Source organism: Rhizobium sp. SRDI943 (genome assembly GCF_057653695.1).
In genome coordinates this window covers 331,589-351,191 of record NZ_JBYGKN010000002.1, presented here as the reverse complement: position 1 = coordinate 351,191, position 19,603 = coordinate 331,589, and the positions used below count along the sequence as shown (strand labels likewise).

The window sequence follows — 19,603 nt, the reverse complement described above, 5'->3', positions numbered from 1 at the left end:
GGGAGGCAAGCCCTCCCCCTCAACTGCCCCGGGGAGACGGGGTCTAGCCGCCCCAGGGAGACGGGGCTTCATTCACAACAGGGAGGAAAATATGAAACTGACGCGCAGACTGACACTTGCAGCTTTTGCCGGCGCACTGGCGCTTGGAACGGCTCTTCCGGCCTTTTCGGCCGATCTCATCGCCATCATCACGCCGGCGCATGACAATCCCTTCTTCAAGGCCGAAGCTGTCGGCGCTGAAGCCAAGGCGAAGGAGCTCGGCTATGAGACGCTGCTCATGACGCATGACGACGACGCCAACAAGCAGTCCGAAATGATCGACACGGCGATCGGGCGCGGCGCCAAGGCGATCATCCTCGACAATGCCGGAGCCGACGCCTCCGTCGCAGCCGTCAAGAAGGCAAAGGATGCAGGCATCCCCTCCTTCCTGATCGACCGTGAAATCAACGCGACCGGCGTTGCCGTCGCCCAGATCGTCTCGAACAACTATCAGGGCGCCCAGCTCGGGGCGCAGGAATTCGTCAAGCTGATGGGCGAGAAAGGCAATTACGTCGAGCTGGTGGGCAAGGAGTCCGACACCAATGCCGGCATCCGCTCGCAAGGCTATCACGACGTCATCGACGACTATCCGGACCTGAAGTCCGTCGCCAAGCAGTCGGCCAACTGGAGCCAGACGGAAGCCTATTCAAAGATGGAAACCATCCTCCAGGCAAATCCCGACATCAAGGGCGTCATTTCAGGCAACGACACCATGGCCATGGGCGCGATCGCCGCGCTGCAGGCGGCCGGCCGCAAGGACGTGATCGTCGTCGGCTTCGACGGTTCCAACGACGTGCGCGACTCCATCAAGTCGGGCGGCATCAAGGCAACGGTCCTGCAGCCCGCCTATGCGCAGGCTCAGCTGGCGGTGGAACAGGCAGACGCATACATAAAGAACAAGACGACGCCAAAGGAAGAGAAGCAGTTGATGGATTGCGTTCTCATCAACGCCGACAATGCCGGCAAGCTCGAAACCTTCGCCCTGACGAACTGATCAGCCGCGAATTGCGGAGGGCGCAGCGCTGCGCCCTCCGCAATGCATTTTGCAAGACGTCGAGGTTTAAAGCATGTTGAGAATGAAGGGCGCCCTGCTCGCTGCCGTCGTGGCGGCCGCCTTGCCCGGTTGCAAGATCATCAAGACGCCGACGGCTGAGGAAAAGGCTGCGGCAGCGGCCAAGACCGCCTTCGATCCGAATGCAAAGGTCGAGGCGATCTGGCAGTCCGAGGCAGTGCCCTATTTCGAAAAGCGCGCCGGCGACCTCAAGGACGTCATGCAACTGGCCACCTCCAGCCCCGACGCCGCCGGCGAGAAATACGGCAATCCCCGCAAGCAGAGCAGCTCGCCATGGACCTATGCGGTGAAGATCACGGGCAAGGTTGTCGCGGCCGATACGGCCTCGCGCGCGGCAACACTCGATGTCGACGCAGATGGCGACGGCAAGGCCGACGCCAAGGTGCAAATCGGGCCAGCGCTGCGCGGCACGGCGCTGCGCGACACGCTGGAGTTCGTCAATTTCAACGAATTCAAGAACCAGATCGAGTGGGCGCAGTTCGGCAAAGCCTTCAACGAGAAGGCCAATACGGCCTTTCTGTCAGCCGTTCCGCGCGAAGGCCTCGCCGGCAAGACGGTGACCGCGATCGGCGCGTTTCCGCTGCCGAAGAGCGGCGAGCTGCCGCTCATAACACCTTCGGAACTGAAGGTCGGCCCATGACCACAGGAGAGGCAGAAAAGGACGACATCATCCTGCGCCTCGACGACGTGTCGAAGGTCTATTCTGGCATCGTCGCCGTCAAGCGCGCCAATCTCGAGCTGCGCCGCGGTGCAGTGAACGTCCTCGTCGGCGAAAACGGTGCAGGCAAGTCGACGTTGATGAAGATCATCGCCGGTGTCGAGCGTCCGACGCTCGGCCGCATCATCCTCGATGGCAAGCCCGTATCCTTCGACAGCCCGGCGCACGCGCAGGCAAATGGCATCGGCATGATCTTCCAGGAACTCAATCTCTTCGCCAACATGTCGGTCGCCGAGAATATCTTCACCACGCGTGAGATCACCCGCGGCATCCTCGGCATCGATCACAAGGCGCAGGTGCAAAAGGCCAATGCATTTTTGAAGCGCCTGGATGCCGGAATCGAGGCGGATGCGATGGTCGAGGATTTGCCGATCGGCCAGCAGCAGCTCGTCGAGATCGCCAAGGCGATGTCGTTGAATGCCCGTATCCTGATCATGGACGAGCCGACGTCGGCGCTTTCGGCGGCCGAAGTCGAGATCCTGTTCAAGGTGATCGCGGAACTGAAGGCCCAGGGTGTGGCGATCGTCTATATCTCGCACCGGCTCGAGGAGTTGATGCGGATCGGCGACTACATCACGGTGCTGCGTGACGGCCAGGTCACCGGCGAAGCGATGGTCCGCGATATCGACACGCGCTGGATCGTGCGTTCCATGATCGGCTCGGATGCCAAGGATTTTGCAAAGTCTGTGGACCACGCCGTCGGAGCCGAGGTCTTTCGCGCCGAAAACATCAGCCTGCCGCGGCCGACGGGTGGGCTTTCGGTCAACGATGTCTCCCTGTCGGTCAGGGCGGGCGAAATCCTCGGCATCTACGGCCTGATGGGTGCCGGGCGCAGCGAATTCTTCGAATGCGTGATCGGCCGTCACACACACTCGACCGGCAAGATCTTCATCGACGGCAAGCAGGTTCGTGCCCGCGACACTACGCGGCGCATCCGCCGCGGCCTTGCGCTCATTCCGGAAGACCGGCAGCGCGAAGGTCTGGTCCAGGTGCTTTCCATCGCCTCCAATCTGACACTGGCGAGCCTCGGCCGCTTCACCCGGCTCTTTCACATCGACAGGGGGGCGGAGAAAAATGCCGTTCGCGATGCAATCCGCGATCTCTCGATCAAGGCGCCGAATCCGGATTTCGAGGTGACCTCGATGTCCGGCGGCAATCAGCAGAAGGTCGTCATCGGTAAGGCATTGATGACCAATCCGAAAGTGCTTCTAATGGACGAGCCGAGCCGCGGCATCGATGTCGGCGCCAAGGCCGACGTCTTTCGCACCATGCGGCGGCTGGCGGCCAATGGGCTTGCCATTCTGTTTTCGACTTCCGACCTCGAGGAGGTCATGGCGCTTTCCGATCGCATCGCGGTCTTGAGCAACGGCCAGCTGGTCGCCGTCTTCGACCGCAACGAGGCGACGGAAGAAGCCATTATCGCGGCTTCGGCCAAGGGACACGGACATCAAGGGAAACTCGCGTCATGATGGCGGCAACATCAACCACTCTTGCGCCGAAGGGCGCCAACGGCTCGGCGCTTCTGACGCTGATGAAGCTCAGGACGTTCATCGCTCTGTTCGCCGTCATCATCTTCTTTGCGATCTTCGCCCCGAACTTCACCTCGACGGCGAACATGATCCTGATGTCGAAGCACGTGGCGCTGAACGCCTTCCTGGCCATGGGCATGACCTTCGTCATCATCACCGGCGGCATCGATCTCTCAGTCGGATCGATCGTCGGGCTTTGCGGCATGGTCGCCGGCGGCCTGATCCTTTACGGCATCGAATTGCCGATCGGCTACACCATCTTTTTCAACCTCTTCGAGATCGTGCTGATCACCTTGTCGATCGGCCTGCTCATCGGTCTGATCAACGGCCTGCTGATCACCAAGCTCAACGTTGCGCCCTTCATCGCCACGCTCGGCACACTCTATATCGCCCGCGGCCTCGCTTTGCTGTCGTCGGACGGCCAGACGTTTCCGAACCTTGTCGGCCGACCTGAATATGCGACGACCGGCTTCGATTTCTTCGGCGCGGGACGCATTCTCGGCCTGCCGGTATCGATCTGGATTCTGATCGTGCTTGCGCTGCTGGCCGCCTATGTCGCACGCTCGACGCCGATTGGCCGTCACATCTTCGCCGTCGGCGGCAATGAACGGGCCGCGCGCATGTCCGGTATCCGGGTCGATGTCGTGAAGATCTTCGTCTACATGTTCTCGGGACTTTGCGCCGCCATCGTCGGCGTCGTCATCTCCTCCGAACTGATGGCAGCCCATCCGGCAACCGGCGAAAGCTTCGAACTCAATGCGATTGCCGCAGCCGTGCTCGGCGGCACCTCGATGTCGGGCGGTCGCGGCACGATCGGCGGCACGATCATCGGCGCCTTCGTCATCGGCATCCTCTCCGACGGATTGGTGATGATGGGCGTCTCCTCCTTCTGGCAGATGGTCATCAAGGGCCTGGTCATCATCATCGCCGTCGTGGTCGATCAGGCGCAGCGCCGCCTGCAGCAGCGCGTCACCCTCATGCAGATGGCAAAGGCAGGTTGAGATGACGGAATTGAAAGGGGCTTTGATCGGTTGCGGTTTCTTTGCGGTCAACCAGCTGCATGCCTGGAACGACGTTCGAGGTGCCGGCATCGTCGCGATCTGCGATCGGGACCCGGAACGGCTGAAGATCGTCGGCGATCAGTTCGGCATCGCTCGCCGCTATGGCGATTCCGAGGCATTGTTCGCCGACGGCGGTTTTGATTTCGTCGACATTGCCACGACCGTCCAAAGCCATCGTTTTCTCGTCGAAATGGCGGCTCGGAACAAGGTGCCGGCGATCTGCCAGAAGCCGTTCGCCAAGACCTTGTCGGACGCGAAGGCGATGGTCGCGGCGTGCCGCAATGCCGGCATACCGCTGATGGTGCACGAGAATTTTCGCTGGCAGACGCCGATCCAGGCGGTCCGCAAGGCGCTGGAGGCGAATGTGATCGGCACGCCCTTCTGGGGCCGCTTCTCCTTCCGTTCGGCCTACGACGTCTTTTCCGGCCAGCCATATCTCGCCGAGGGCGAGCGGTTCATCATTGAAGACCTCGGCATCCATACGCTCGATATCGCCCGCTATATCCTCGGCGACGTTCGATCGCTCACGGCCCGCACCAAGCGGGTTAGTCCGAGAATCAAGGGCGAGGATGTCGCGACCATTCTGCTCGATCATGAAAACGGTGCCACGTCGGTGGTCGACGTCAGCTATGCCACCAAGCTCTCGAAGGAGCCATTCCCCGAGACATTGATCGAGCTCGACGGTTCAGAGGGCACGATCCGCCTGACCCAGGGTTACGGCCTCGAAATCACCAACGCCAAGGGCACCACGACCACGGACGTGTCTCCGAAGCTGCTGTCATGGGCCTCGCGGCCCTGGCACAACATCCAGGAGAGCGTCCACGCGATCCAGCAGCATTGGGTCGACCAGTTGGAGCGCGGCGCCGAACATTCGACGTCAGGGGCGGACAATCTGAAAACTTTTGCGCTCGTCGAGGCTGCCTATGACAGCGCTGCCGAGGGACAGACGATCGATGTCGGAGCGATGCTGCGATGACGATCGATGCATTCCAGCTCTACGGCACCCGTCTCTTCGAAACGCCGCCGGTTCGCCTGAGAGCCGGAAAACTGGAAGCCGATCTCGTCAACGGCAACCTCCGCACGATCCGCTATGGTGGAACCGAGGTGCTGCGGGCGATTTCCTATCTTGTTCGCGACCGGGATTGGGGCACTTACAGCCCTGAAATCGCCGATCTCCGGATCGAGCAGAGTGACGATCGTTTCGAGGTCGCCTATCTCGCCCGCTGCGAGGGACCGGATGATACCAAACTCATCATCGATGTTCACATCACCGGGAATGCGGATCGGCTTGCCTTCGAGGCCGAAGCCATCGCCGCAACCGGCTTCGAGACCAACCGCTGCGGCTTCTGCATCCTGCATCCGATCGTCGGCGTGGCGGGTTCACCGGCGACGGTCGAGCATGTCGACGGGCAGATCGTGGTCACACAGTTTCCCGATGTCATCGAGCCCTGGCAGCCGTTCAAGGACATGCGCGCCATCACCCACGCGGTCATGCCTGACGTTCAGGCGGAGTGCCGAATGGAGGGCGACACCTTTGAAATGGAAGACCAAAGGAACTGGTCGGACGCATCCTATAAGACATATGTCAGGCCGCTCGCCCTGCCCTGGCCATACCAGATTGCCGCCAATCAGCCCGTTCGGCAAAAGACGTCGCTTGTTATCAGGAATATCGGCGGTTCGACACGGCATCCTCCAGCTGCGGCGTCAGGCGGCGCCATACAACTCGAACTCGGGGCGCGAACCGGCACCATGCCTGATATCGGCGTGATCGTTACGCCCGAGGAAGCCGATGCGACACTGTCGGCAAAGTCCGTGCTGTCGGAAATCGCTCCCCAGGAACTGCTCTTCCATTTCGACCCCGGTGCCGGACACGGCGTCGACGCGCTCACGCAGTTCGCCATGCTCGCCGCGGCCCATCGCGGCCGCTCGACGCTGGAGATCGCCCTTCCCTGCACATCGTCGCCGTCAAGCGAGTTGGCCGAAATCGCCCACCAGATGAGGCTGGCGGAATTCAGGCCGGATGCGATCATGATCTCGCCTTCGGTTGACCGGCAGTCGACGCCGCCCGGCAGCAAATGGCCGGAATGCCCGCCTTTGGATGAAGTCTATACCGCCGCTCGCGCCGCCTTTCCCGGCATTCGCATCGGCGGGGGTATGCTGAGCTATTTCACCGAGCTCAACCGGAAGCGCGTCCCGGATGGACAGCTCGACTTCGTCAGCCACTGCACCAATCCGATCGTGCATGCCGCCGACGATCTTAGCGTCATGCAGACATTGGAAGCGCTGCCCTTCATCACACGGTCGGTGCGTGCGATCTACGGTGACAGACCCTACCGGATCGGCCCGTCGACGATCCCGATGCGACAGAATCCCTATGGCAGCCGCACGATGGATAATCCGTCGGGCGCACGCGTTCCCATGGCCAATCGCGACCCGCGTCACAATGGACGCTTCGCGGAGGCCTTCGCGCTCGGCTACGCGATACGGGTGCTGGATGCCGATCTGGAATGCCTGACGCTCTCGGCCTTGTCAGGCCCGTTCGGGTTGATCGCCGGTCCAGCCGAACCGACCGAGCAAGGCGGGCGGCGCCCGCTGTTCAACACAGTGCGGACATTGTCTCGATTGGCTGGCGCATCCTGGCAGGCATGCGTCTCCTCCTCGCCCTCCGAGGTGCTGTCTTTCGTTACACGCGATGCCGCAGGCGCCAGGCTTCACGTCGTCAATCTGACGGGCGAAGAACGAAAGGTCGATTGCGACGCCTGCCGGCCGGCAGATTCGGGCAAAGAGTTTCTGCTCGCGCCGTTTGCGACCGTCGTCCTGCCGCTGGCGGATTGACCTCCGGCGCTGCAGCCGCATTTATGCAGGCGGAGCTCGCACTGGGAGGATCAGCGTGAAGACGAAGAAGCTTATCAATGCCGGCGCAGATGCCGTCGATGAAATGCTGCAAGGGGTGTTGGCGGCGCATCCGCGCCACCTCTACGCGGTGGAGGACATGCCCCGGGCGATCATTGCCAGAAACGGGCCACGCAAGGGCAAGGTCGGCTTGATCATCGGCGGCGGATCTGGACACGAACCGACATTTCTGGGGTTTGTCGGCAAGGGGCTGGCAGACGCGGCCGCAATCGGCAATGTGTTCGCGTCGCCGCCGCCCGATCCGATCATCGCCTGCGCCAAGGCGGTCGACGGTGGCGTCGGCGTCCTGTTCATGTATGGCAATTATGCCGGCGACGTGATGAACTTCGACATGGCCGCCGAAATGCTGGCGCTTGACGAGATCGAGGTGCGCACCGTGCTGACCACGGATGACGTGGCGTCCGCACCTGCCGATCAAAAGGACAAGCGGCGGGGCGTGGCGGGCAACGTCTTCATCTTCAAAGCCGCCGGCGCAGCCTGCGATCTTCTCTACTCTTTCGACGATGTCGAGCGCGCCGCCCGCCATGCCAATGCGCGAACCTACACGATGGGCGTCGCGCTTTCCCCCTGTTCGCTGCCCCAGACCCTCAGGCCGAACTTCCTGATCGGCGAAGGGGAGATGGAGATCGGAATGGGCATTCATGGAGAGCCTGGCGTGGCGCGTGAGCCGCTGAGGCCGGCCGACGCGGTGACCGACGAACTCATGGACAGCATTCTTCGCGAAATGAAAGCAGACCGGGGCGATCGTGTCGCCGTGCTCGTCAATTCGCTGGGTTCGACCCCGATGATGGAACTCTACATCATGATGCGGCGCGTGAAGTCCCGGCTCGACGATGCCGGGCTCGTTATCCATACATCGCTCGTCGGAAACTACTGCACCTCTCTCGAAATGGCCGGCGCGTCGATCACGGTCATGCATCTCGACGACGAGCTTCAGCGATTGATCGACCACCCCTGTGATTGCGCGATGTTTGTGAGGTAATCGATGACGTTTACGACCGAAGACCTTCAGCGCATGTTTGCCGGGATTGCCGAGGATATTGCGGCGGAGAGCGACCATCTCTGCGCGTTGGACGGCGCCATCGGCGATGGAGATCACGGCCTTGCCATGGATGCAGGCTGCCAGGCCGCAGCGAAAGCGGTCGGCGAACTCGACGCCGGGATTGCCCCGACAACCGCATTCAACGTCGCGGCTAAGGCATTCCTGAATGCGGTCGGCGCTTCGTCCGGCCCGCTATATGCCACGGCCTTCATGCGCGCCGGAGCAGCCGCCAAAGACAAGCAGACATTGAGCGATGACGATTTCCTGCGTGTCTTTGCGGCAATGGCGCAGGGAATCCAGGAACGCGGAAAGGCCGAACCCGGTGAAAAGACGATGGTTGACGCCTGGAAACCCGCGGCCGACGCAGCACTCGATGCCTGGCAGTCGGGAAAGCCCCTCCCCCAATGCTTCGAGGCGGCCGAGCGGGCAGCGCGGTCAGGCTGTGAAACGACCAGCAAGATGACGGCGACCAAGGGACGGGCTTCGCGATTGGGGGACCGCGTGATCGGGCACATCGATCCCGGCGCCGCGTCCGCCGTCATCATCATCGCCGCGATGGCCAAATTTGCTCAGCATCACGATGGTTAGCTCATCATACCAGTTGACATGTCAATGACTATCTGCAACAAGGGGCCCGGCTTTACAAGAGGAGGACGGTAATGCTGACCCTTTCTGCGAAATTGAAGACTGCGAGCATCGTTGCGATCGCCGTGGCGTCACTATCGGCCACGCCGGTTCTTGCGGAAGACATCACGCTTTGGACCCTCAACTTCGACAACAATGCTGCCAACACGGCTCTGAAAAAGGTGGCGACGGACTTCGAAGCGGCAAACCCCGGAACGCATGTCGAGATCGTTCAGCGCGCCGTCGACGAGCATAAGACCGCCTTGCGCGTCGCTGCTGGCTCCGACAAGGGACCTGACATTTATTTCAGCTGGGCGGGCCTCGGCCTCGGCGGCGAGTATGTGAAGGCCGGTCTGTCCCTGCCCCTCGACAAATACTATGCCGAGTATAAGTGGAGCGACGAATTGCTGCCCTCGGCAGCGGCTTTTGCCGACCTCTATCCCGGCGGCAAGCACGGCGTCCCCTTCACCTTCAAGGGTGAGGCCGTCTATTACAACAAGAAGCTTTTCGAACAGGCCGGCATCAAGGAAGAGCCGAAGACCTACGAGGAATTCCTTGCCGCGGCCGATAAGCTGAAGGCTGCCGGCATTCCCGCCTTCACCTTCGGCGGCACGGTCAACTGGCACGTCATGCGTCTCATGGACGTCATCCTTGAAACGAAGTGCGGTGCTGAAAAACACGATGCGCTGAAGGCGATGACGCTGGACTGGACCAAGGAACCCTGCGCGACGGATTCATTCGCGGAGTTCGCCAAGTGGACGAAGGACTATACGCTGCAGCCGTTCATGGGCATCGACAACAAACAGTCCTACAGCCTCTTCACCGCGGGTCGTGCAGCGATGATGCTCGAAGGCGACTGGCTGGTCAGCCAGCTTAACGGCTCCGGCGCCAATCTCGACGACTACGGGATTTTCCCCTTCCCGACCAACACCGATCGTCTCTACGGTTTCGCCGAGTACAACTACATCAGCACCAAGAGCAAGAGCCCTGATGTAGCGGCGAAGTTCCTCGACTACTTCCTCTCGACGAAGGTCCAGCAGGACCTGCTCGGCCAGCTGAGTTCAACCTCCGTCAACAAGAACGTCCAATATGCCAACCAGAAGCCGCTCGAGGCGGAATGGCTGGGGATCTTCCAGAAATACGGCAAGGTCTACATGAACGGCGACCAGGCGTTCCCGCTCGACGTCACGACGGAGTACTTCCGGGTCATCAACGATGTTGCTTCCGGCAACACCGAGCCGGCCGATGCGGCCAAGCAGTTGCAGAGCTTTATCGCAAGCCGAACCTGATTCCTCCCGAGGTGCCAGTCGATCGACCAGTTGTCGATCGACCGGCACATTCTTTCATCAGCTGGCAGCCGCTTCACTGCCAGGAGGAAAGCATGTCACTTCGACAATCGACACATGATCCGCGCGTCCAAGCGCTCATCCTGCTCGTGCCAGCCCTGGCGATCTATGCCGTCTTTGCCCTCTATCCGATGCTCAATGTCGTCATCCTGAGCTTCCAGAAATGGAACGGGCTGGACCCGCAGCGGCAATTTGTAGGGCTTGCAAACTACTCGGCGATTTTCACGAAGGATCCGGTCTTCTGGGTTGCGTTCCGCAATACCGTGATCTGGACCTTGATGAGCCTGATCTTCCCGCCGATGATCGGACTGCTGCTGGCGCTGAGCCTCAATCAGAAGATATTCGGCCGAAATGGCCTCAGGGCCATCTTCTATCTGCCTGTTATCATCGCGCCGATTGCCGTCGCCACCATGTGGAAGTGGATGTACGATCCGTTCTTCGGCCTTTTCAGCCAGTTGCTCACCTCGTGGGGCATGCAGGGCTGGATCAATGACTGGCTGGGCAACAGGGATATCGCCCTTTATTCGGTCTTCGTCGCCTATCTCTGGCAGACGGTCGGCTTCTCGATGGTCCTGTTTCTGGCGGGCCTGCAGAATGTCTCTCAGACGCTTGTCGAGGCAGCGCGCATCGATGGCGCCGGCCGCTGGAAGGTGTTCAAGCATGTGACATTGCCGGCCTTGCGCCCGACGATCACGATCGTTCTCGTTCTTTCCGTCATCTCCTCCCTGAAGGCTTTCGACATCGTCTACGGTCTGACGGGTGGCGGACCGGCGCAGTCTACCCAGATGCTGGCGCTCTGGGCGTTCACGCAGGCGATGCAGATCTTCGATTTCGGACGAGGTGCGGCGATTTCGGTCGTGCTGCTGCTGATCACCATGGCCGTCGTCATTCCCTATCTGAAATGGACCCAGAAGCACGAGGAGGTTGAATCGTGACAGCAGTACCGACCGACCAGACCGCAGTGCATTTGCAGGTCGAACCATCATCGATGAAGCGGGATCCCATTCTGATCGGTCTCTGGATCACGCTTGTTATCGTGGCGCTCGTCTGGGTCGCGCCATTCGTCTTCATCGTCTTCACCTCCTTGAAGACGCCGGCGGCGGTGACCGGCACGGGCGCCTTCGTGCCGCCAACCGAGCTGGCTTTCGAAAACTACAGCGCTGCATGGAGCCGCGGCAACTTCGCAAACTCCTTCTTCAACAGCGTCATCATAACGGTCATCAAGGTGCCGCTCGGGCTGTTCCTTTCGGCGATGGCCGCCTATGCCCTTGCCAAGATCAAGCTGAAGATCACCAAGGCCCTGCTGCTGCTTGTCGTGTTCGGCACGATGATCCCCTTCCAGGTGATGCTTGCGCCGCTCTTTACCCTGGTGAATTCACTCGGCCTGATCGACACCTACCCCGGCGTCATCCTTCCCTACATCGCCTTCGGCGTTCCCTATCAGGTTTTCATCCTGCACGGTTTCTTCAAGAGCATTCCCAAGGAGCTGTCGGAAGCAGCACTGATCGACGGTGCAAGCCACTTCATCATCTTCAGACGGATCTTTCTGCCGGTGTGCCTGCCCGTGCTCGCCGCACTGCTCATCCTCGACTTCGTCTCCACCTGGAACGAATTCGCCATGGCGCTGGTGCTGCTCCAGGACCAGCACATGTGGACCTTACCGCTCGGCCTGATGTCGTTTCAGGGGCAGTTCTCGAGCAATTACGGCCAGCTCAATGCCGCCATTGTGATGACCGTCCTGCCGGCGACGATCGTCTATCTCATCTTCCAGCGTTACTTCGTCTCTGGCCTGACCTCCGGCGCCGTCAAAGGCTAGGGCCACGAAAAGCATTCCACGAGGAGAATATTCTATGTCTGATGCAACGGTCGAAAAATGGGGCGTGTTCGAGGCCTCCTTTGATGGACCCTCCAGCGGCAATCCCTATCTCGACGTGGCATTCGATGCCGTGTTCACCCATAAGAGCCGCGCAGTCCGCGTGCCGGGCTTCTATGACGGCAACGGAACTTACCGCATCCGCTTCATGCCGGACATCGAAGGCGAATGGTCGTTTCTGACCCGTTCCAGGACTGCTGCACTCGACGGCAAGACCGGCGCATTGACTGCGACCGAGCCTTCGGCCGGCAATCACGGCCCGGTTCGCGTGCGCAACAAATTCCACTTCGCCTATGCCGACGGCACCCCGTTCCTGTCCTTCGGGACGACCTGCTACGCCTGGACGCACCAGCCGCTCGACATGCAGAAGCAGACCCTCGAAACCCTCAAGAAGGCCCGCTTCAACAAGATGCGGATGGGCGTGTTTCCGAAGGATTATCCCTACAACGTCAACGAGCCGCTGCACGCCTGCTTCGAACGCGGAGCGGACGGAAAGGAAGACTTCGATCGTCCGAACCCCGCCTCGTTCCGGCACTTCGAGAAGCAGGTCGCAGCGCTCTGCCAGCTGGGGATCGAAGCCGATATCATCATCTTCCACCCCTACGACCGGTGGGGCTATGCCGACATGTCGACGAAGCAGGATTTTCGCTATGTCGAGTATCTGGCCGCTCGTCTCGCTGCCTACCGGAATGTCTGGTGGTCGCTTGCCAATGAATATGATTTCCTCATCGATACGAAGCCGATGGAGCAGTGGGATCGCTACTTCCACATCCTGGAGGAAAACGACCCCTACCAGCACCTGCGCTCCATCCATAACGGCGACGTGACGGCGAATTTCGATCATCGCAAGCCATGGGTCACGCACACCTGCATTCAAAACCCTGACGTCAAGCGGACCCAGGAATGGCGCGATGCCTACGGCAAGCCTGTCGTCAACGACGAGCCGGAATATGAGGGCGACATCCTGCAGTCATGGGGCAACCTCAATGCGCAGGAACTCGTGCATCGCTTCTGGATCACCATGGCGCGTGGCGGCTATGCCGGTCATGGGGAAACCTATTCTCATCCCGAGGACCTGATCTGGTGGGCCAAGGGCGGGGAACTGCGCGGCGAAGCGTGGAAGCGCATCGCCTTCCTCCGCGACCTCCTGGAAGCCGATGTCAAACACGGCCTCGAGCCGCTCGGCATCATCGGTGAGTGGCCCTGGTCCCGCGTGTCGGGCGCGCGCGACGGCGACGGCGATTTCCGTTTGATCTATTTCGGCGAGCATCAGCCGGTGATCTGGTCGACGGGCCTGCCGGTCGATAGCGATGACTACGATGTCGATCTCATCGACACCTGGGAGATGACGATCACGCCGGTCGAAAAGGTGGCGGCTCCCGTTCCGCATCCGACGCGCCATGGCTCGGTCGTGCGCGGCGGCAAGCCGGACGCGGCCTTCGGCGTGAAAATTCCGCGCAAGCCATTCCAGGCGCTGCGTGTGCGCAGGAAACGTTGAAGGATAGATCCATGTCTGGCTTGAGCATCAGAAACGTCAAGAAATCCTTCGGCACGGTCGACATCATTCATGGTGTCGACGTCGAGATCGCCGACGGTGAATTTACCATTCTCGTCGGCCCCTCCGGCTGCGGCAAGTCGACATTGCTGCGCATGATTGCCGGGCTCGAGGATATCACCGCCGGCCAGATCAGCATCGATGGTCGGGTCGTGAACAATCTGCAGCCGAAGGATCGCGATATCGCGATGGTCTTCCAGAACTATGCATTGTACCCGCAGATGACGGTCTCCCAGAACATGGGATTTGCGCTCGAGCTCGCCGGGGTCAAGCGGCCGGAAATCGAACAGAAGGTCGGTGAGGCTGCAGCAATTCTCGGATTGCAGCCGCTTCTCGATCGAAAGCCGGCGCAGCTGTCGGGCGGACAGCGGCAGCGCGTCGCCATGGGCCGCGCCATTGTTCGAGATCCGAAAGTCTTTCTCTTCGACGAGCCGCTTTCCAATCTGGATGCGAAACTGCGGGTGAAGATGAGGGCGGAGATCAAGGCTCTGCACCAACGCCTGAAGACCACGATCGTTTACGTCACCCACGACCAGATCGAAGCCATGACCATGGCTGACAAGATCGTCGTGCTCCACGGCGGTCGCGTCGAACAGATCGGTAGCCCGCTCGAGCTCTATGACCGACCACGCAATATCTTTGTCGCCGGCTTCCTCGGCTCCCCCGCGATGAACTTTCTCGAGGGAACCCTTGAGGGCGCAGGCAACCCGGTATTGTCGCTGCCGGGTGGGTCGCGCGTAACGCTTTCGCGGGCTCCAGCCAATTCCGCCAACAGACCGCTGACGCTGGGCATTCGCCCCGAAGACATCACCTTCGGTGGCGAAAACGGTGTGGATGCCGTGGTCAAGGTGGTCGAACCCACGGGATCGGAAACCCATGTCGCGGTGGAGCTCGAAGGCAGGGAGCTGACATGGGTCGTTCGTGAACGTGTCGAGCTGGTGCCGGAACAGCCGGTGAAGCTTTCTTTCGAAACGGCCAAGGTTCACTTCTTCGACCGGCAGACGCAGCAGCGCCTGAACGCCTGAAGACGAAAGGCCTGGAGCAAGTCCGTCGAACGCGGAACCGGAATGTGACGGCATGCGGAGTTCTTGATCACTCCTCGCCTTCGCAGCGAATTGGCGACTTGTAATCTCTGATCTCGCCGATAGGCTGTACCTCCAAAACGAGGTAGCCAAGGCATGCACATTCGAAGAGCCGTCTCCGCCGACGCGGAGGAGCTGAGCAGTCTCTTGAACGAAATCATTCTTGCCGGCGGAACAACCGCACTCGAGACGCCGCTTTCGGCTGCCGAGTTCGCGGACTGGTTCATCGACGGCGAGTTTCCTCTGACCTGCCATGTTGCCGAGCGCGATCAGTCGCTTGTCGGCTTTCAGTCGCTGAGCTTATACGGCGATCCGCCGAAAGGCTTCGCCGACATCGCAACCTTTGCCCGCTTGAACCCAAGAACCCCCGGCGTTGGCAGCGCTCTCTTCCCCGCAACCCGAGCCGCAGCGGAAGAATTCGGGCTCGAATTCATCAATGCCACCATTCGCGCCGACAATTTCAGCGGCCTTGGCTATTACGCAAAGATGGGCTTCGAGACATATGACCGGTTGGTCCAGGTTCCGCTTCAGGACGGGACGTCGGTCGATAGGATCAAGAAGCGTTTCAGAGTAGGCGCCAGACACCACACGATACCCGACGCCTGAAACGTGTTCGACTGCGCTGAGGCCACACTTTAATGTACGGCGATACAGTTAAATTTTGCGGCTACCGGAATGTTAACCATATGAAGTAAAAACTTAATTTTCACTAATGGAACAGAATTGCCATTTAACTTCCGTCATGAGTTCTCGTCCCTATTGGTCAAGCAGTCGGGATAGAGATGGATTTGGAGCCGAGAGGACGTAAAAGAGGAGCAGATCAAAGCCATACCCGGAGATTTGCCGATGCCGACTGCGCTGTTCACGGCCGACGAACTGGCGGTGATCCGCCGCGCTTACGCCCATCAGGTAGTGGCAACTGCCGCAACGACGAACCCGCGGATCGAAGCTGCCTTTGCCACCGTCCCGCGCGAGAACTTCCTCGGTGCGCCTCCATGGCAGATCGCCAATCTGGGCGGCGGATATCGCCCCCTCCCCTCCTCCGACTTGGTTCTGGCCTATCAGGACGTACTGTTCGTCCTGCAGTCCGAAAAGGGCGTCAACAATGGAAGCCCGTCACTGCATGCCCGACTCTTGGCGGAACTGGACGTGCAGATCGGCGGCGATCGCATCGTCCATGTCGGTGCCGGCACCGGCTATTACAGCGCCATTCTGGCAGAGTTGGTCGGCACTTCCGGTCATGTCCATGCCGTCGAGATGGATCCTGATCTGGCTGCCCACGCACAAGCAGCGCTTGCTGATCGGGCCAATGTTAGCGTCGTTAACGCCGACGGCAGTCAATGGCCACAGCACGCGGTGGATGCGATCTATGTGAATTTCGCCGTCGCGCGGCCCGCGGAACCCTGGATCGAAAGGCTGCGGCCCGGAGGGCGCCTGGTGTTGCCACTTGGCGTACCGCGCCAGGACCGACCGCCGAAAAGCGGCCGTCATGCGTCCCATGGCGCTGCTCTTCGTATCGAGCGCGGCGATTGTGGATTTGCGGCGCGTTGGATCGGCACAGCTTATTTCGTCTGCGCCAACGGTGGATTGACAACCGACGATAACGAGATCGACGCGCTGACCGCCGCCTTCGAGCGCGGCGGCATCGAGTTCGTCAAAAGCCTGCTCTGGAAGACGGAGCCGCGGATAGGGCGTTGCTGGCATATCGGCGACCAATGGGCGCTCTGCTATGACGACGTCTGTACCATCACGGCCAAGTCCGCAAGACCGCCCGCCCCATCTCCGCAGGGAACCAGAGCGACGTAGCGCGCCGCGGCGGCGCGATCCGCTGGCCGCACTTCTGACCGACGACGTCGCAACGCCAAACATCCGGAGCAAAGGGCTTGGGCGGCAACACGCCCAGGGCGCCGAGCTCGGATCTGGTTATCTCGAGCTTAGTGCAGCCTCGCCGCCGGCATCCTTCCCCTGCCCCGCACGAAAAGCCTATTGTCGAAATTTGCCGCCTGCCATCTGTGAGATCGGATCAAGCGCGCCAGGACCCGAGCGGCTGCCCATGCCGGCCGAGATCCAGACGAAATTGATGGCCGCGGCATGCTGAAATGCAGTGGCCAGCGCGCGCCGAATACGGCGCGTAGACAGCCGACGTGATTGACGCTAATACGCTGGCGCAACCTAGCCGAGGCATCCGGCGCCTTCTCTTGGATGGCGACGCTCAGACTGACGGTGAAGATCAGCAAGTGGCGGCGATTGAGCCGGTCGGGTTGTGACGTATGACTTGCTTACCCACGATCTCAGGAGACAGCCCCTCGTGGCTCCCTTGTTGGAGGCAATACTGCGGGCCCGACGCAAATCGGTGAAGCGGATACCCCCCCGCCTCCCTGATCGCGGCACGTCTCACCAGGACCAGATCGACACCCATGGAAAGTGAGGATGCGCTGTCTGTCCGGCGGCGGATTGCCAGAACGACAAAAGCCCGGCGCGGGAGAGGTGCGCCGGGCTTCGATAGTGACCGACAGCCTGGGAGGAGGAGTGCTGTCCGTCGGACCGAAGCGGCTCGGAGGGGTTAAGCGCTTCAGTCCATCACGAGGTAGTGCCGCAATGCGGCAAATTCAAGCCTGGCGGCCACGCGGATATCGCAGACGAATCGGTTAGGCATTATAACCTTCCCTCGCAGGCGATAGGGTGCCAGGCGAGGGGTTGTCCGCGGACAACTTGCTGAGCAGCAACCCGGGCGAAGGGAGCTCTCCCGCTTTCAGCAAAGAGAAACTCCCGCACGAAGTAGTAGTTGATGAGGGCAGCGGGGATCGTACCGCGCGTACGCCGGCAGGCGGACATGCGAGGGAAAACCCCTCACAAAAAGCCCTGGGCTTGCCGTGCCCGGCGCCTTTCACCGATCAAGAGCGTGGCGCTTATCTCCAGCTGACCGTCAGCCGAACTGCGCGAGATATCGATCAAGCCGGCCGCCCGCATTGCCGTCGCCGTCATCAATCCCCGCCTGGTGCGCGACTTCGCCAGGGCCAGCCGTCGCTTGGCCAAAACTGTCCAGGAATTCGCCCGCGTCATCCTCCACTTCGCCAGAGCGATGCGGCCGGCACAGATCCCCCACTTCGACGACTGCGGCTCGCGCTTGCTGCGCGTGTCACCCGCCGCCGCCAGCTCATCGACATGGCGGTCGCCCAGAAGAGCCGCCTGGAACATCCGCCTGAGGCCGTCGCAGTGCTGATGGCGAGACCTTCGCCGCCCACAAGGCCGAGCTCGCCCGAGTCCATGCCGCCACCGCTGGGCATCGAGGCCGAGGCCGACATGGCCGAACGCCGTAATCTGCTGTTGACCGTGCCGGCCATTGGCGAGGTCAGTACCGCTGTGCTCATCGCCGAACTGCCCATACTCGGCGCAATCGACGACAAGCAGCTCGCCGCCCTCGTCGGTGTTGCAACGATGGCTCACGACAGCGGCACCTGGACAACGCTATTTCGCTGGCGGCCGCGCCACTGTCCGATGCGCCCTCTATATGGCAACGCACTCGGCCAACCGTTGCAACCCGGCCATCAAGACGTTCCACAACAGGCTGCGCGACGCGGGCAAACCGCCCAAGGTCGCCATGCGAAAGCTCATCATCATGATCAACACCATTCTTAGAAGGAAGACGAACCCCATCGAACCAGCCCCAACAACACGGTTGCTGAGGCGCACCGCAGAGGCCCCGAAGGACGGGGCTGGCCGCCGCCGCGCCAACACGATCGACCCAGGGATTGCGACCGAAGCCCAGCCTTTGCCAAAAACTTCACCGAGCGACGGGCGACGGGCGAGCTCAATTACTGTCGCGTCAATAAGACACAATAGCAGCAAGGATGACGCCGCCACGGCCGCCTGCCATCCTTGCTGCGGATCCCTTCCGGTGAGCGCAGCTGCTGCGCCAGCAATCCGCGGTCTCGTTTCATGGGCGGGGCTCTGCTCCTCCTTAGACAGCGAGCGGCCTCTTGGTATTGCGGACCTGTCGGCACACCCACGAAGCTCTTCAGAACTCTTGGAGCCGAATATGCCCACGCCTGCCCGGTAAGGCGTATGAGCCCGTTGCTCCAATGCCCGACAGAGCCATCGGGGCAGCCATAATGCCACAAGCGCATCCACCAGCAGGGCGGCATCAGAGATATTTTAACGACCGCTCAAATTCAGTTACTACGGAGATTGGTCCATGTGCAAACGACTTGACGGCTACCATGCTGATCATCCTGTTGTCCGCGGACAACGGCACGATAGGCAACACCCAACCGACAGCTATCGTTCACGGATTCGCTTGGGCCGCGGGGTCGGCTGCCCATCGAAGGCTCGCTGTGATCCGCGGTCGGCTCTTCATGCAATCGAGCAGAGAGTATTATACGGTAGGGGAGGGGCCTCCGATCATGCGGGATCCGAAGCCCAGGCCGAAGCCTTCGAGCGATCAGCCCATTGCGAACGGGTAATTGCTTGTCGACCGGCCGTCCGTCGGCGCGGGCGACACAGCGGCGACTGCAGCCGGACTGTTAGCGCCGTAAAGCGAGTAAATGTAGGAACGCTAGCGTCCGGGCCGTTCCGTCCTGGAATAGACAACCGCGGCGCCCGTCGTCGATGCCCGTTATCTGATGACGTGCAGCCCCTCGCTCTCAGCAATGCGGAAGACCTGCGTTAGTTCTGACCGATATGTCAGGAGCCGATCCTGCGCATTTGAGTGGGACGCTGGAGATGCCCAGCGATCAACTGCCGGAGGAA

Annotated in this window: 15 protein-coding genes and 1 pseudogene; all 16 read left to right on the top strand. The window is 61.0% G+C overall.

Translation table 11 applies throughout. The annotated features are described in order from the left end of the window. The first annotated feature begins 91 nt into the window (after positions 1–91). A complete protein-coding gene (locus tag AC245Y_RS25765) occupies positions 92–1,033 on the top strand; it encodes a D-ribose ABC transporter substrate-binding protein (RefSeq protein WP_003550404.1) in 942 nt (313 codons plus the stop codon). Positions 1,034–1,106: 73 nt separating this feature from the next. Next, positions 1,107–1,751, top strand: a complete 645-nt coding sequence (locus tag AC245Y_RS25760; protein WP_017996051.1) for a DUF2291 family protein — start codon at positions 1,107–1,109, stop codon at positions 1,749–1,751. Beyond that, positions 1,748–3,298: a sugar ABC transporter ATP-binding protein gene (locus AC245Y_RS25755; protein WP_003562291.1), complete on the top strand. Its 1,551-nt coding sequence runs from the start codon at positions 1,748–1,750 to the stop codon at positions 3,296–3,298. The genes AC245Y_RS25760 and AC245Y_RS25755 overlap by 4 nt, the downstream gene beginning before the upstream one ends. After that, positions 3,295–4,359, top strand: coding sequence for an ABC transporter permease (locus AC245Y_RS25750; protein WP_017957302.1), 1,065 nt, complete (start codon positions 3,295–3,297; stop codon positions 4,357–4,359). The genes AC245Y_RS25755 and AC245Y_RS25750 overlap by 4 nt, the downstream gene beginning before the upstream one ends. A 1-nt stretch (position 4,360) precedes the next feature. Next, the gene (locus AC245Y_RS25745) at positions 4,361–5,395 is read left to right on the top strand and encodes a Gfo/Idh/MocA family protein (protein WP_017996052.1); all 1,035 of its coding nucleotides are present in this window, start codon (positions 4,361–4,363) and stop codon (positions 5,393–5,395) included. Further along, positions 5,392–7,254: a D-apionate lactonase gene (gene apnL / locus AC245Y_RS25740; RefSeq protein ID WP_017996053.1), complete on the top strand. Its 1,863-nt coding sequence runs from the start codon at positions 5,392–5,394 to the stop codon at positions 7,252–7,254. The genes AC245Y_RS25745 and apnL overlap by 4 nt, the downstream gene beginning before the upstream one ends. A 55-nt stretch (positions 7,255–7,309) precedes the next feature. Beyond that, positions 7,310–8,314 carry a dihydroxyacetone kinase subunit DhaK gene (locus AC245Y_RS25735; RefSeq protein ID WP_017996054.1) on the top strand — a complete coding sequence of 335 codons (1,005 nt, stop codon included), beginning with the start codon at positions 7,310–7,312 and terminating at the stop codon, positions 8,312–8,314. A 3-nt stretch (positions 8,315–8,317) separates the two neighbouring features. Further along, positions 8,318–8,962, top strand: coding sequence for a dihydroxyacetone kinase subunit DhaL (gene dhaL, locus AC245Y_RS25730; RefSeq protein ID WP_017996055.1), 645 nt, complete (start codon positions 8,318–8,320; stop codon positions 8,960–8,962). A 71-nt stretch (positions 8,963–9,033) separates the two neighbouring features. Next, positions 9,034–10,287, top strand: coding sequence for an ABC transporter substrate-binding protein (locus tag AC245Y_RS25725; protein WP_003562298.1), 1,254 nt, complete (start codon positions 9,034–9,036; stop codon positions 10,285–10,287). A gap of 92 nt (positions 10,288–10,379) precedes the next feature. Next, positions 10,380–11,279 (top strand): carbohydrate ABC transporter permease, encoded by a 900-nt coding sequence (locus AC245Y_RS25720; RefSeq protein ID WP_003562299.1) that lies wholly within the window; start codon positions 10,380–10,382, stop codon positions 11,277–11,279. Next, positions 11,276–12,160: a carbohydrate ABC transporter permease gene (locus AC245Y_RS25715; RefSeq protein ID WP_012755221.1), complete on the top strand. Its 885-nt coding sequence runs from the start codon at positions 11,276–11,278 to the stop codon at positions 12,158–12,160. Before AC245Y_RS25720 ends, AC245Y_RS25715 begins: the two co-directional genes overlap by 4 nt. A gap of 34 nt (positions 12,161–12,194) precedes the next feature. Next, positions 12,195–13,715 (top strand): DUF5060 domain-containing protein, encoded by a 1,521-nt coding sequence (locus AC245Y_RS25710; protein WP_017996056.1) that lies wholly within the window; start codon positions 12,195–12,197, stop codon positions 13,713–13,715. Positions 13,716–13,726: 11 nt separating this feature from the next. Continuing rightward, on the top strand, positions 13,727–14,797 hold the full coding sequence (locus AC245Y_RS25705) for an ABC transporter ATP-binding protein (protein WP_017996057.1): 1,071 nt from the start codon (positions 13,727–13,729) through the stop codon (positions 14,795–14,797). Positions 14,798–14,950: 153 nt separating this feature from the next. Beyond that, the gene (locus AC245Y_RS25700; protein ID WP_003562303.1) at positions 14,951–15,460 is read left to right on the top strand and encodes a GNAT family N-acetyltransferase; all 510 of its coding nucleotides are present in this window, start codon (positions 14,951–14,953) and stop codon (positions 15,458–15,460) included. 240 nt (positions 15,461–15,700) lie between these two features. Next, a complete protein-coding gene (locus AC245Y_RS25695) occupies positions 15,701–16,660 on the top strand; it encodes a protein-L-isoaspartate O-methyltransferase family protein (protein WP_017996058.1) in 960 nt (319 codons plus the stop codon). Positions 16,661–17,813: 1,153 nt separating this feature from the next. Then, a pseudogene (locus AC245Y_RS25690) lies at positions 17,814–18,540 on the top strand (transposase); the annotation flags it as partial. Positions 18,541–19,603 lie beyond the last annotated feature (1,063 nt).

Coding starts and splice junctions, on each gene's coding strand:
- AC245Y_RS25720 (WP_003562299.1), top strand. CDS start 10,380: ATGTCACTTCGACAATCGACACATGATCCGCGCGTCCAAGCGCTCATC.
- AC245Y_RS25705 (WP_017996057.1), top strand. CDS start 13,727: ATGTCTGGCTTGAGCATCAGAAACGTCAAGAAATCCTTCGGCACGGTC.
- AC245Y_RS25745 (WP_017996052.1), top strand. CDS start 4,361: ATGACGGAATTGAAAGGGGCTTTGATCGGTTGCGGTTTCTTTGCGGTC.
- AC245Y_RS25750 (WP_017957302.1), top strand. CDS start 3,295: ATGATGGCGGCAACATCAACCACTCTTGCGCCGAAGGGCGCCAACGGC.
- apnL (WP_017996053.1), top strand. CDS start 5,392: ATGACGATCGATGCATTCCAGCTCTACGGCACCCGTCTCTTCGAAACG.
- AC245Y_RS25710 (WP_017996056.1), top strand. CDS start 12,195: ATGTCTGATGCAACGGTCGAAAAATGGGGCGTGTTCGAGGCCTCCTTT.
- AC245Y_RS25700 (WP_003562303.1), top strand. CDS start 14,951: ATGCACATTCGAAGAGCCGTCTCCGCCGACGCGGAGGAGCTGAGCAGT.
- AC245Y_RS25695 (WP_017996058.1), top strand. CDS start 15,701: ATGCCGACTGCGCTGTTCACGGCCGACGAACTGGCGGTGATCCGCCGC.
- dhaL (WP_017996055.1), top strand. CDS start 8,318: ATGACGTTTACGACCGAAGACCTTCAGCGCATGTTTGCCGGGATTGCC.
- AC245Y_RS25755 (WP_003562291.1), top strand. CDS start 1,748: ATGACCACAGGAGAGGCAGAAAAGGACGACATCATCCTGCGCCTCGAC.
- AC245Y_RS25765 (WP_003550404.1), top strand. CDS start 92: ATGAAACTGACGCGCAGACTGACACTTGCAGCTTTTGCCGGCGCACTG.
- AC245Y_RS25725 (WP_003562298.1), top strand. CDS start 9,034: ATGCTGACCCTTTCTGCGAAATTGAAGACTGCGAGCATCGTTGCGATC.
- AC245Y_RS25760 (WP_017996051.1), top strand. CDS start 1,107: ATGTTGAGAATGAAGGGCGCCCTGCTCGCTGCCGTCGTGGCGGCCGCC.